Genomic DNA, 13,554 nt, shown 5'->3' on the forward strand with positions numbered 1-13,554 from the left:
TTATTGTACTAGTGTCTGCTTGGGATGAGGAAGAGAAAATCTCGCTACTAAAAACAGAAGTAGGGATTATTTCAGCTGGTCGATGCAATAAGTGGTTGGCAAAGCCAAAATGCAAAAGTCACCATCATTTGGATGGATTGCCAAGTTCACTTGGAGACATCATTAAACGGAGGGAACTATCGCTATGGCCACCAATCATCTACAGGAGATTCAACAATACGGTCAAAGTATCTGGATGGATAATTTGACGCGGGACATTATTCAATCAGGGGAATTGAAAAATCTGGTAGAAAATCAAGGAATCTCCGGGATTACCTCGAACCCAGCGATTTTTGAAAAAGCGATCGCCAATAATGCCATTTATGATGCGGACATAGAAGCAGGTGTTCGCGCTCAATTACCAACCTACAAAATTTACGAATCTTTAGTTTTTGCAGATATCCGTAACGCCGCTGATATTCTGCGGCCTGTATATGAAGCCTCGAATGGACTTGATGGTTATGTGAGTATCGAAGTACCACCGACTATTGCTCATGATACTCAAGCCACAATTAACGAAGCCCGCCGTTATTTTCAAGAAATTGGCCGGGAAAATATCATGATTAAAATTCCCGGTACAGGATCAGGTTTACCAGCCGTAGAACAGGTAATAGCCGACGGCATCAACGTCAATATTACTTTGTTATTTTCTGTACAAAGCTATATCAATACAGCTTGGGCATATATTCGAGGCTTAGAAAAACGTGTAGCTGAGGGTAAAGACATTAGCAAAATTGCTTCTGTCGCCAGTTTTTTCCTCAGTCGCATTGATAGTAACATTGACGCAAAAATCGATGCAAAATTGCAGCGTGGCGTTGATGATATTAACCTAGAAGCCAAACTCACAGCCGTAAAAGGCAAAGTAGCGATCGCGAATGCCAAGATAGCTTATCAAGAATACAAAAAAATTATTGAAAGCGATCGCTGGCAAGCCCTTGCAGCCAAAGGAGCAAAAGTACAACGGTTACTTTGGGCGAGTACCAGCACCAAAGACCCGCACTACAGCGACGTGATGTATGTTGATGAGTTAATTGGCCGCGATACTGTTAACACCTTACCACCCTCGACAATAGCAGCTTGTGCCGACCACTGCGATGTAGGCGATCGCGTGGAAACCAAAGTTAAAGAAGCTTATCAACTCATCGAAAGCTTGAAAGATCCAGACATCAACATCGATATCAATACCGTAATGGATGAACTGTTAGTTGAAGGTATTGATAAATTCGTTCAACCTTTCAAGTCCTTGATGAACTCTTTAGAAAACAAAGTCAAGCTATTGTCACCTGTGTAGGGTCTGAGAAGTAAAAAGTAAAAAGGTGAGCCATTGCGGTGGACGGGTTTCCCGGCATAAAGCAAATGGCGAACCCGAAGGGCAAAAGTAAAAACAAATATACTCTTTTCCCTTTTTACTCTTAATTTCTACCCATCCAAATCTCAACTCCAAGATCGAAAAATTGTTATGGTCAGTCTGCTAGAAAATCCCTTGCGCGTTGGCCTACAACAGCAAGGGATGCCCGAACCCCAAATTATAGTTATCTTTGGCGCTTCTGGTGATCTTACCTGGCGCAAACTAGTTCCAGCATTATACAAACTACGGCGGGAACGGCGAGTGCCACCAGAAATCACTATTGTTGGTGTAGCCCGCCGGGAATGGAGCCACGAATACTTCCGTGAACAAATGCGTAAAGGCATGGAAGAAGCACACGGTGGTGTTGAACTAGAAGAACTTTGGCAAGACTTTTCTCAGGGTTTGTTCTATTGTCCCGGTGATATAGATAACCCAGAAAGTTACCAAAAACTCAAAACCTTATTAAACGAATTAGACGAGAAACGCGGCACACGCGGGAATCGGATGTTCTACCTCTCCGTCGCTCCCAACTTCTTCCCCGAAGCCATCAAGCAACTAGGAGAAGGTGGAATGCTGGATAATCCAGAGAAACACCGCCTCGTAATTGAAAAACCCTTTGGTCGAGACTTAGCTTCCGCCCAGAGCCTCAACGTTGTTGTCCAGAAATATTGTAAAGAAAACCAAGTCTATCGCATTGACCACTACTTAGGTAAAGAAACCGTTCAAAACCTACTAGTCTTCCGCTTCGCCAATGCGATTTTTGAACCACTGTGGAACCGTCAATTTGTTGACCACGTACAAATCACCGTTGCTGAAACCGTAGGTGTAGAAGACCGGGCTGGTTACTATGAAAAAGCCGGCGCACTCCGCGATATGTTGCAAAACCACTTAATGCAACTTTATTGCTTAACAGCAATGGAAGCACCCAACTCAATGGATGCTAACAGTATTCGGACAGAAAAAGTTAAAGTACTCCAAGCTACCCGTCTAGCCGATATCCACAACTTGTCCCGTTCTGCCATCCGTGGTCAATACAGCGCCGGTTGGATGAAAGGACAACCAGTACCAGGGTATCACCAAGAACCAGGAGTTGACCCCAACTCTGGTACACCCACTTATGTAGCCATGAAATTTATGGTAGATAACTGGCGTTGGCAAGGTGTACCCTTCTACCTGCGGACAGGCAAACGAATGCCGAAAAAAGTCAGCGAAATTTCCATCCATTTCCGCGAAGTACCTTCACGGATGTTCCAGTCCGCCGCCCAACAAAGAAACGCCAACGTCCTGGCAATGCGGATTCAACCCAACGAAGGCATTTCCTTGCGTTTTGATGTGAAAATGCCAGGAGCAGAATTCCGCACCCGTTCCGTAGATATGGACTTTAGCTACGGTTCCTTCGGAATTTCCGGCACTTCCGATGCTTACGATCGCCTCTTCTTAGATTGTATGATGGGCGACCAAACATTATTCACCAGGGCTGATGAAGTGGAAGCAGCTTGGCAAATAGTTACTCCTGCCCTTTCCGTTTGGGATGCGCCCTCAGACCCAGCCACCATTCCTAAGTACGAAGCAGGTACCTGGGAACCCGCAGAAGCCGAATTTTTGATTAACCAAGACGGCCGTCGCTGGCGCAGACTGTAAAAACTGGTCATTAGTTATTGGTCATTAATCCTTAGTAAGAACAAATGACAAATGACAAATGACAAATGACAAAATCCAAAATCCAAAATTACTATGACCCAAGCTCCTACCATTTTTTCACTCCAAGCCCCTAAAGACATTTCGCTTACAGAAATTGAAGCGGAACTGAATCAAATTTGGCAAAGTTACGGTATCACTGGTGAAGATGGCGCACTACCCGCCGCTACTCGTGCCACAACCTTTACTTTAGTGGTTTACGAACCAGAAGAAACTCAATATCTATTGGCATCTCTGGGATTTTATAACGGCCCCATTGATGGGATTTTAGGGCCACAAACTGACATCGCCCTGCGGTTGGCGCAACAAAAATATCAACTGCCCGAAACAGGCACCACTACACCAGAAACCTTAGCCAAACTACGGGAAGAATACAGCAAACGTCAAGGTAATGGAGTCGTTACAGAAAATGGTAACGGTTCCTATAACTTCAGTGTCACCAGCCCCAAAATTGCTGATGAAATTGCTTTGCGTAACCCCTGCCGCATCATTGCCCTCTGCCCGATCGCAGGCGAAGATGAAGGTGTAAAGGCCCAAGTTTCAGCTTACTGCCCGATTCAGAAGCAGTCTTCCAGTACCTTGGTTTGTTGCGAATACATCACCCTCTCCGGTACCACCTCCGCTTTAGAAAGAATTGGTGGGATGATTCCTGCATTACTTATCGGTGGTCTACCGAAATTTTTGTGGTGGAAAGCTACTCCCGACCCCAACAACACCTTATTTAAGCGACTGGCGGCAGTTTGCAACAACGTCATAGTCGATTCCTGCAACTTTAACGAGCCAGAACACGATTTACTCAGCTTACAAGAATTGGTCGAAACCAACGTACCTTTAGCTGACCTGAACTGGCGACGGATCTCAGCCTGGCAAGAGTTGACAGCAGAAGCTTACGACCCACCACACCGTCGTGCTGCATTAAAAGATATTGACCGCGTCATGCTGGATTATGAAAAAGGCAACTCTGCCCAAGCCTTGTTGTTTTTGGGTTGGCTGGCTAGTCGCCTAGAATGGATGCCAATTTCCTGCCAAAAACAAAGCGATGACTATGATATTCTGCGGATTCGCTTTGTCGCACAAGACCAAAAACAAATAGAAGCCGAATTAGCCGGAGTTCCCGTTGCTGATGTAGGCGAAATTCCCGGAGACTTAATCGCATTACGTCTCAGTTCCACCAATCCCAAAGCCGACTGTAGCACCTTAATTTGTACAGAAACCGGCGGTTGTATGCGGATGGAAACCCACGGTGGCGCTCAAACTTCTGGTTTAGTTCAACAAGTTAGCTCACTCTCAGAACAAAAAGCCGAAGTACTGCTGAGTCAGCAAGTACAACGCTGGGGACGTGAGAATTTGTTAGAAGACAGCTTAGGAGTGATCGCCCAAATACTGAAATTAGCAGTGAAGAATTAAGTTAATCTCAGCAGATTTCTCAGAAAAGCCTCCCGTAGTTCAAAATGGGGGGCTTTTTCCATCATAGGGCAACACACAAAGATTGTCTGTGAAGAATGGGTGTAATACCATTTCACTTTAAGTGTGATACAAATCGTTGCGGAGCTTCCCTCCGTTGTAGCAACTGGTGTGAGCAGAGGAAGTTATTTGTATTAGTAATTTCGTGAATTGGTATCAGAGCAGAAAAACTATTGGAACTAGTTGCGAAATATATGTCACCAGAATTTGACCACCGTAAATACTGGTGTTAAAAATGATGAATTATTTTTGGTGCATTTTGCCATTATGACTAAGGTTCAAAGATTAGCACACAAGATGTTGCAGTGCCAGGAAGAGTCAGTGAGGTTTTCTGTAACACTCTTACCTACAGACCACTCCCGCCTAGAAAAACTGGCGCAATTGATGGGATACACAAAAAGCGCCTTTTGCAGCGAACTGATTGCGGCGGCGTTGGATGATATGGAAGAGGTAATTGATACTCCTGACTCTCACATTGATAAATTTCTCCCCTCGGCTGAAGAATATGCTGAAGCTTTTACTACTATTGAAGCCAGCCTTACGCCGGGACACCGAGCTATGTTAGTGGCGCATTATCATTTCCCTAACCGGACTACGACAACTTCGGAATTAGCCAAAGCAGCTAGTTATGACCATTACGGGGCTGTGAATTTGCAATATGCTAGGCTTGGCTATTTGCTGGCAAAACATTTAAATTGTGTTTTACCGACTCACTCTGATGGTTCGCCATTTCCGACTGCCATTTTGGTTGAGTGGAGTTTTGAGGATGTTTGGTACTGCACATTGCATCCACAAGTGGCTGAAGCATTAGAAATTGTGGGTTTAGTAGGTTGGCAAAGATAAATCTGCTTGATTTGTGAGAATTTGAATATTTACTATTATTTTTTCTTGGTAAATAACTGAGGAGTGTTATCACAAATCAACTGCGTTTTTATCTCTGCACCTTGGAAATCAGACTCGCAGCAATGATGTTTGCAATCAATAAAAAAATCCCCCAGTGGTGGCAGCCTCTGGGGGAATTAGTTATCAGGGTGCATCTACCAATTAATTGTTCTGTTGACGGCTGGCTCTAACCGGATAAAATTTTTCTGATTCTAGAATTACACAAAAAAATCCCCCAGTTGGTGAAAACCAGCTAGGGGAATTAGTTATCAGGGTGCATCTACCAATTACTTGTTCTGTTGAAGGATACCCCTAGCCGGATAAAATTTTCTGATTCTGGAATTTTGCAAAAAAACTCTCACACTCTAATTTCTCCGTGATCTCTATGCCTCTGTGGTATTTGGTCGGTAGCAGCTGGCGCGTCTACAAGTTTCTGGGGACTGTGCATCAATCCTGGAGATGTGATGTCAAAAATTCTGGCAAAATCAGGATCATTTTTGGCAAACTTTCTCAGACGCAATAATCGATAAAAAAACACAATTTTTTTAATTAATTTCTCAACGAGCTTTCTAAAAATTGAACGCTGTGGATATTCAATATTTTTGTGAACATCCATATAGATTTTTTTATCTTCTAAGTTGGATTGTTGTTTTTTGATTCTTACTTGCTCTATATTGTCTTTAAAAAATGGAAATTTATCTTCACGTTCAAATCTGATTGTCATACCAACTTTAGCGGCAGCTAGTCCCATAGCACAGCCTTCTCCATGATAAATTCCCCGCAGTTCAAATAAGTAAGAAATTGTCTGCCAAAGCTGAAAAAACTTTCTTTCTACTCCTGACTGTCTTCTCATAGCAAACATAAATTCATGTAACCACTGTACTTGTTGAAGATTAATATTCAGTTTCTGTGCTATTTCTTCTACAACTTGAATTTGTTGGGGATTCTTCATCTCGGCCAGATGCTGCTGCAAACTACCACCGGCTCTTGCTGTAATTCCACTACACCAATTCATCTGTCCGATTACACCATCAAGAATTCTGACATCAGAGTCTAAAAACATGCAGCTTTCAAATAGTGAAAGAGCTTTTTCTAAGACGAAGCGTTTGTCATGATATCCTTTGACACTTTGAAGACGATGCTTGAATGCCAGAACATGAGGAAATTCTTGAAAAAATTCTGGCTGATCTGTGAGAATTAATAAGGTGGTAGCAGGTATGTGTTGTTGAATATCTTGAGCCATCATTCTTGCATGGTTACGATACCTTTCACCCACAGCCAAGGTACAAAAGCAGAATTGGTTAGACATATTCGTATAGATGAAATGAATTCAAAGATGAGCTATTGTTGAGTTTTCCTAATCTCGAAACTTTGTTACTACCAAATTCAGGTTATATCTGAAAATTAGACTTTGGTGGGCAATCAGCAATCTTTGGTCATCACTCAAAAGTATCAGCAAAACAAGACCTCTGCTTTATATTTTTGGACAAAGTATGGAAAATAATCTAAACCAGCGTAAGCGCCTCTAACCTTGCCAATAATATCAAAAAAGTAGAAACGATTGCTTTTCTAACATAAGAAATACTCAAATGCAAGTTTTAAGCATAACCAAAACCAGCATTAATAGTTAGTCTATTTCACCAAGATTGGTTTGGTTGTCACAAGTATAATAGTTGACTTAAACAATTGAAATACGTAAAAAAATCCCCCAGTTGGTGTAAACCAGCTAGGGGAATTAGTTATCAGGGTGCATCTACCAATTAGTTCTTCTGTTGGCGGCTGTCTCTAACCGGAAAAATTTTCAAAAAAACCCCCAGCCATGTTAAACAGCTAGGGGAGTTGAAGATCAAGGTGCATCTACCAATAAACTGTTCTCGGTAAATTCTAACTAATCCGGATAAACTTATAACTCTTAGTTAAGAAACATTTTTAGTAAAATACCAGAGGTAGTAATTGTCTTCCTTGTCTCTTGTATTCAATAATTATTACCTGTTCGTGTAAATCAGTTCATTTACGGTTATTACTAATAATCAAAAATCAAATATATACAGGTATTAAAGATTATCTATTACTTGAGGCACAATGCCATCACTAAATTTATTTGTACATTCTCCACGAGAAAATTAATTAGTTACAATTAAATATAAAGTACTTTTTAGAGAAAAATGCTCATAATCTTTTACCTGCCTTAGCTCACCCTTGTAACGATTGCATATCTTGTAAATTTAAACTTGGGTAAATGCGATTATGATAATAGATTGGTTGGCTGTTTGGGGCGTAACTCAAGCTGTCGGATTTGCTTTTAAACCGATTCTTGAGGAATTAGCCAAAGATGTAGCAAAGGACTGGGCTAAAGATATATTAAAATGTATACCTAAGAACATTTTACAGCAGTTCAAAAAGGAAGAAATAGAAATTACGGCTGGCAAAGCATTAAAGGAATTTTTAGAATTAATTCAGCAGGAATTAGAAGATGTAGATATAGAAGAAATAGCACTGCAACAATATACTAAAGCTCTGAAAGAGTTTATTAGTAACCAGTTTCTCAGGGAGATTCTTGGTTATCCTTTTCAAGCAGAATGTTATTCTTTAGATGCTCAAGTACTTTTCCGTATTTGGTATGAAATGAATTTACCGAGTTTACCCCAGGAGTTTGAATGGGAAAGATTAACTAAAAGATATATCAAAAAAGTTAAAGCTCTGATTCGTGAGTCAGATAAGTTACGCTCTCTTTTAGATAGCCAAAATTTAGAAGAAATAAATAGCAGTTTGAAATATATAGGTGGGATTCCTACAGATTTTGATTTACAGAAGTATCAAGAAGGACTATATGAGCGTTACGGAAATCTGAAATTAGATAGTTTAGATACGACTGGGTATGCTTATAATGAATTGAAGTTATGGCGGATGTTTATTGCTCAAAATGTGCGGGAAGTGCATCAAGTTTTACCCCAACTACATGAACTACCTAAAGAACATCTCAAAAAGCAGCGAGACAGCAATCAAGTAGAAGCGGAAATTTTACTAGAAGAGTTAGAAGGCTACCGCCGAGTTTATTTTGAACAACCAATTGTTTCTGTATTAGATGTTATTAATGATCCGGTTTATAAATATATAGTTATTTTAGGTGATCCTGGTTCGGGTAAATCGACATTATTGCAATTTTTAGCTTTGAATTGGGCAGAAACACCTCTGAACAATATTGTTTTTCAACCGATTCCTTTATTGATTGAGTTACGCACTTATATTAGAAGGCGCGAGAATAATGAGTGTAGTAATTTCTTAGAATTTTTTCATAAATGTAGTGGTATAGTTCATCATCTGAATCAAAATCAACTCCATGAACATTTAAAAGCGGGAAATGCTTTGGTGATGTTTGATGGCTTAGATGAAGTTTTTGAGTTGGGAAAACGTGAAGATGTGATTACAGATATTCATCGGTTTACGAATGTATATCCTAATGTGCGAGTAATTGTAACTTCGCGGGTAATTGGCTATAAACCACAAAGGTTGCGGGATGCCGAATTTCGGCATTTTATGTTGCAAGATTTGGAGCATGAACAAATTCAAGATTTTATCTATCGTTGGCATGAATTAACTTTTCATGATGAAGAAGATAAGTTACGGAAACGGGAACGGTTACAAAGAGCGATTGATACTTCAAAATCGATAGCTGAATTGGCAGGAAATCCACTGTTATTAACGATGATGGCAATTCTTAATCGTAACCAAGAATTGCCCCGCGATCGCGCCACACTTTATGAACAAGCATCACGAGTATTGCTACATCAATGGGATGTAGAACGCGCTTTAGTAGAAGATTCGCGGCTAGATCCGAAAACGATTGACTATAAAGATAAGCAGGCGATGTTGCGTCAAGTTGCTTATCACATGCAAACTAGTGCTAAAGGTTTAACTGGCAATTTAATTAGTGTGCATGATTTAGAAAAGATTTTGATTCGCTATTTAAAAAATATCGAATTTGAAAACCCAACTAAAGTGGCGCGGGTGATGATTAACCAATTACGGACTCGCAATTTTATGTTGTGTTTTTTAGGCGCAGATTATTATGCTTTTGTGCATCGGACTTTTTTAGAATATTTTTGTGCTTGGGAGTTTGTCTGGCAGTTTAAGGAAACCCAAACACTATCCATTAAAGAATTAAATAATGAGGTGTTTGGTAAACATTGGCGTTATGAAACTTGGCATGAGGTTTTGCGCCTGATTACTGGAATGATTGAGCCGAGGTTTGTGTGCGAAATTCTCGAATATTTAATGGCGCAAGATGGAGAAGGGGAAAAGTTTATTAATTTGTTTTTAGCGGCTAAGTGTCTTGCAGAAGTACGGAATCGCTTGTTAGTCACAACAACGGCGAATAAATTATTAAATCGGCTGAAAGATTTAACTAAATATGACCTTGGTTATTATTATCAACCTTATCGAGATGAGGAAGAAACAAAATTAGTCCAAGAAATTCGGACTAAAGCAGTGACATCTGTGGCGACAACTTGGAAAGATGATGCTGATACTTTAGTTTGGTTGAAACAACTGGCTAATGCTGATGAACATGAAGATGTCCGCCGGATTTCTGTCCAAGAATTAGCGAGAAGTTTTCGAGATCATGTTGATACTTTGGTATGGTTAAAACAACGGGCGATCGCAGATAATGATTGGACAGTCAGACAAGTAGCACTGCAAGAACTTGTACGGAATTTCAAAGATGATTTAGAAATACTCCCACTGCTGCAAACACGCGCCACCAGTGATGAAAATGAATATGTGCGTCAAGCGGCTGTGCAGGAATTAGCCAGGGGTTTTAAAGACAAACCCGATATCTTACACTGGCTAAAACAGCGTGTGACAGCCGATAATTCTGGAACTGTGCGCCAAGTAGCAGTGCAAGAATTAGCACGGGGGTTTAAAGATGATTTAGCAACTTTACCTTGGTTAAAACAACGCACCACAGATGATGACTGGACTGTGCGTCAAGCAGCTGTGCAAGAATTAGCCAGAAGTTTTAAAGATGATGCTGATACTCTTTCGATACTCAAACAACGCGCCATTCATGATGAGAATGAATATGTCCGCCAAGCGGCTGTGCAAGAATTAGCCAGAAGCTTCAAAGACGATGCTGATACTTTCTCCATCCTCCAACAATGCGCCATAACTGATCAATATTCTGGAGTGCGTCAAACAGCCGTTGAGGAATTGGCGCGGGGGTTTAAAGATGAACCAGAAATTTTACCTTGGCTAAAACAGCGTACGACGGCGGATAATGACCAGTATGTCAGACGTGCGGCTGTGCAGGAATTAGCCAGGGGATTTAAAGATGATGGCGAAACTCTGTCTATTTTGCAACAAAGAGCGATCGCAGATCAATATTCTGATGTCCGGCGTGCGGCTGTGCAAGAATTAGCGAGAGGGTTCACAAATCATCCCGATACCTTACTCATTCTCAAACAAAGCGCCACCACCGATGAGAATGAATATGTCCGCCGCACAGCATTGCAAAAACTCGCCAAAAATTTCACCAATGACCCTGATATTCTGCCAATTTTAAAAAAACACGCGACAGCTGATAAATATGCAGATGTCCGCCAAGCTGCTTTGCAAGAATTAGCCAGACGTTTTAAAAACGACCCTGAGACGCTGGTAATTCTCAAGAAACGCGCCATTGTTGATAAATCATCGAATGTGCGACAAGTGGCTGTACAGGAGTTAGCCAGGGGTTTTCAAGACCAACTTGATTTATTTGAATTATTTTATAACTGTGCTGTTAACGACCCCTTTACACGAGAATATAGTTTTCAAGATAATCCCCGCCAAGTCGCACTAGAAGCCATTACCGAACAATATCCCCACTATCCGCAGACATTACCATTGTTACGCGATCGCGCCACCAATGACCCCGATGAACAGGTGCGGGAGTTGGCGAAGAAAAAGCTAACTGATTTAGGCGAGCAATTTTCGTGATTGTTGCGATGGAAATTAGTCTGAATCAAAAAGTAAAATAAATTTAACCCGCAGTAAAAATTCTTAGCAAAAGAATGAAACTACCAAATCTTGAACTCCAAACAATAGATCGAATTATTGAAATGGCTTGGGAAGATAGAACCCCATTTGAGGCTATTGAGGCACAGTTTGGACTGCAAGAAAAGCAGGTAATTGCCTTAATGCGTCAGCACATGAAACCATCTAGTTTTCGGATGTGGCGAGAACGAGTAACTCAACGCAAAACTAAACATTTAAATAAACGAGAATTTGTTGCTGGTAGATTTAAATCACAAAATCAAAAATGATAAACTATGAATAACGATATTGTAATTTTTTTGCTCAGTGCTGGGGTGCTAATTATATATTTAATTTTCTCGGCCTTGACCGAGATGGGGACAAAGTTACCTTGGAAGAAGTGAGCGATCGCTCATTTTACACCATCAAGGTAATCCCAAAAAATAAGTTATCCAATCAACCTCTATCTCCCTTGTCTTCTTTGTCCCCAGATGATAACCCTGCTACTCAAGTACATCCTCAACTGTAAAAACTTTGCCGTCTACTGTTACTTGGTCGCTGGAAACTAATTTCCGTCCGCGACGGGTTTCGACTACCCCATTAACTTTTACATCACCATTAATAATCATCAGTTTGGCTTGTCCGCCAGTTGGGGCGATACCTAGAAACTTTAAAAACTGGTCGAGTTTAATCATCTGGCTACTTGTTGAATGTAGTTAGCACTGCACATCAACTTTATTTTATCGATGAGCTTAACGCTTGGTTGAAACAATTTTGATGAATATGACACAAAATAATCTGAGTCAGCCCATAAAAGAAAATAGCAGCATCATTGGGTTTCATGCTCATATTTACTATGATCCTGAAACTCGTGATGTTGCTGCTCAAATCCGCGAAGAGTTAGGTGTAAAATTTGAAGTAATTTTGGGACGTTGGCGGGATCAGCCAGTTGGGCCACATCCCAAATCTATGTATCAAGTGGCTTTTGCGCCAGATCAATTTTCGCAAGTTGTACCCTGGTTAATGTTGAACCGTGGGGGTTTAGATGTTCTCGTTCATCCTGAGACTGGTGATGATGTAACAGATCATACAGCCCATGCTTTATGGTTGGGAAATAAGCTGGAATTGAATATCCAAGTCTTGCAACAATTGAGATAATTAATGACGCTTGCGTGCTAATGTTAGCCCATCTGCGATCGCAATCAAACTGACATCGATGCGATCGTCTTGTGCTAACTTGCTATTAAACTCACGAATAGCTGTAGTAGATGAATCTTGTAGTTCTGGTTGCAGAACCCTTCCCGACCACAACACATTGTCAATCGCAATTAAACCACCAGGTCGGACTAACTGTAACGCCAATTCGTAATAGCGATAATAGTTTTCTTTATCAGCATCAATAAAGGCAAAGTCAAAAGTTTCCGCTTGACCTTGTGCTAAAAGATACTCTAAAGTTTCCGTCGCTGGCGCAAGTCGCAAGTCAATTTTATCTGCTACACCGACTTTCTCCCAATAACGCCGAGCCACAGATGTAAACTCTTCACTCACATCACAGGCGATAATTTTGCCATCAGGTGGTAATGCTAAAGCAACACTCAAAGAACTATAGCCAGTAAAAACACCTACTTCTAAAGTTTTTTTAGCACCAATTAACTTTACCAAGAACGCTAAAAACTGTCCTTGTTCCGGTGCAACTTGCATATTTGCACGGGGATGTTGAGCCGTTTCTTGTCGTAACTGCAAAAGTACTTCTGGTTCACGTAGCGAGACAGACAAAAGATACTCGTACAAATTTTGTGTCAGAGTCAGAGTTTTACCAGTAGACATATTTTTATATATTGTGTTTACTGCTGATTTGTGTAAATATTCTACCAAATAACTGTATATCGCTCGACTTAACGTAGTATTACTTATGCTTATAAGCTCAGTGAGGTACAGACAAAAATAATTAATAGCAGATAAATTAGAATCTCAGCAGGCGAGGAGATAAGCTGTTCAGCATTTAAATTGTGTATAATAGAAAGCTGAATTAAGTAAAAAAAAGGAATAATGCCAGCAAAAAATCATTTAACTTCTCAGCAAATAGAGAAACTACAAAAAGCCTTAAAACTGGA

10 protein-coding genes are annotated in these 13,554 nt (G+C 40.7%); 7 read left to right on the forward strand and 3 right to left on the reverse strand.

The window, feature by feature from the left end; genetic code table 11:
* Window positions 1-184 precede the first annotated feature (184 nt).
* The 4 genes from tal (at window position 185) to H6G75_RS17975 (ending at window position 5,392) form a co-directional block, all read left to right on the forward strand.
* Window positions 185-1,330, forward strand: a complete 1,146-nt coding sequence (gene tal / locus H6G75_RS17960) for a transaldolase (RefSeq protein ID WP_190981375.1) — start codon at window positions 185-187, stop codon at window positions 1,328-1,330.
* 168 nt (window positions 1,331-1,498) lie between these two features.
* Window positions 1,499-3,028 carry a glucose-6-phosphate dehydrogenase gene (gene zwf, locus H6G75_RS17965; RefSeq protein ID WP_190588020.1) on the forward strand — a complete coding sequence of 510 codons (1,530 nt, stop codon included), beginning with the start codon at window positions 1,499-1,501 and terminating at the stop codon, window positions 3,026-3,028.
* A 93-nt stretch (window positions 3,029-3,121) separates the two neighbouring features.
* Complete coding sequence (gene opcA / locus H6G75_RS17970) at window positions 3,122-4,492, forward strand: glucose-6-phosphate dehydrogenase assembly protein OpcA (protein ID WP_190981376.1); 1,371 nt, start codon at window positions 3,122-3,124, stop codon at window positions 4,490-4,492.
* 264 nt (window positions 4,493-4,756) lie between these two features.
* Entirely contained in the window at window positions 4,757-5,392 is a 636-nt protein-coding gene (locus H6G75_RS17975) for a hypothetical protein (protein WP_242048158.1), read from the forward strand.
* A gap of 397 nt (window positions 5,393-5,789) precedes the next feature.
* Here the strand turns inward: H6G75_RS17975 and H6G75_RS17980 are convergent, their stop codons facing one another.
* Window positions 5,790-6,740: a hypothetical protein gene (locus H6G75_RS17980; RefSeq protein WP_199337925.1), complete on the reverse strand. Its 951-nt coding sequence runs from the start codon at window positions 6,738-6,740 to the stop codon at window positions 5,790-5,792.
* A gap of 938 nt (window positions 6,741-7,678) precedes the next feature.
* Between H6G75_RS17980 and H6G75_RS17985 the strand changes: the two genes are divergently transcribed.
* Both H6G75_RS17985 and H6G75_RS17990 read left to right on the forward strand, forming a co-directional pair.
* Window positions 7,679-11,404, forward strand: coding sequence for a HEAT repeat domain-containing protein (locus H6G75_RS17985; RefSeq protein WP_190981377.1), 3,726 nt, complete (start codon window positions 7,679-7,681; stop codon window positions 11,402-11,404).
* Window positions 11,405-11,478: 74 nt separating this feature from the next.
* Window positions 11,479-11,730 (forward strand): TIGR03643 family protein, encoded by a 252-nt coding sequence (locus H6G75_RS17990; RefSeq protein ID WP_190981378.1) that lies wholly within the window; start codon window positions 11,479-11,481, stop codon window positions 11,728-11,730.
* 213 nt (window positions 11,731-11,943) lie between these two features.
* On the opposite strand, the gene H6G75_RS17995 is transcribed toward H6G75_RS17990, so the two are convergent.
* Complete coding sequence (locus H6G75_RS17995; RefSeq protein WP_190981379.1) at window positions 11,944-12,135, reverse strand: RNA-binding S4 domain-containing protein; 192 nt, start codon at window positions 12,133-12,135, stop codon at window positions 11,944-11,946.
* A gap of 88 nt (window positions 12,136-12,223) precedes the next feature.
* On the opposite strand from H6G75_RS17995, the gene H6G75_RS18000 reads away from it, so the two are divergent.
* Window positions 12,224-12,598: a DOPA 4,5-dioxygenase family protein gene (locus tag H6G75_RS18000; protein ID WP_190981380.1), complete on the forward strand. Its 375-nt coding sequence runs from the start codon at window positions 12,224-12,226 to the stop codon at window positions 12,596-12,598.
* Here H6G75_RS18000 and H6G75_RS18005 read toward each other — a convergent pair whose 3' ends face one another.
* Complete coding sequence (locus H6G75_RS18005) at window positions 12,599-13,267, reverse strand: class I SAM-dependent methyltransferase (RefSeq protein WP_190981381.1); 669 nt, start codon at window positions 13,265-13,267, stop codon at window positions 12,599-12,601.
* Window positions 13,268-13,554: the final 287 nt, after the last annotated feature.

The sequence above is a fragment of the Nostoc sp. FACHB-280 genome (assembly GCF_014697615.1).
GTDB lineage: Bacteria > Cyanobacteriota > Cyanobacteriia > Cyanobacteriales > Nostocaceae > Nostoc_B.

Excerpts from the sequence above, each read along its gene's own strand:
- tal (WP_190981375.1), top strand. The coding sequence starts at position 185 with ATGGCCACCAATCATCTACAGGAGATTCAACAATACGGTCAAAGTATC.
- zwf (WP_190588020.1), top strand. The coding sequence starts at position 1,499 with ATGGTCAGTCTGCTAGAAAATCCCTTGCGCGTTGGCCTACAACAGCAA.
- opcA (WP_190981376.1), top strand. The coding sequence starts at position 3,122 with ATGACCCAAGCTCCTACCATTTTTTCACTCCAAGCCCCTAAAGACATT.
- H6G75_RS17980 (WP_199337925.1), bottom strand. The coding sequence starts at position 6,740 with ATGTCTAACCAATTCTGCTTTTGTACCTTGGCTGTGGGTGAAAGGTAT.
- H6G75_RS17985 (WP_190981377.1), top strand. The coding sequence starts at position 7,679 with ATGATAATAGATTGGTTGGCTGTTTGGGGCGTAACTCAAGCTGTCGGA.
- H6G75_RS17990 (WP_190981378.1), top strand. The coding sequence starts at position 11,479 with ATGAAACTACCAAATCTTGAACTCCAAACAATAGATCGAATTATTGAA.
- H6G75_RS17995 (WP_190981379.1), bottom strand. The coding sequence starts at position 12,135 with ATGATTAAACTCGACCAGTTTTTAAAGTTTCTAGGTATCGCCCCAACT.
- H6G75_RS18000 (WP_190981380.1), top strand. The coding sequence starts at position 12,224 with ATGACACAAAATAATCTGAGTCAGCCCATAAAAGAAAATAGCAGCATC.
- H6G75_RS18005 (WP_190981381.1), bottom strand. The coding sequence starts at position 13,267 with ATGTCTACTGGTAAAACTCTGACTCTGACACAAAATTTGTACGAGTAT.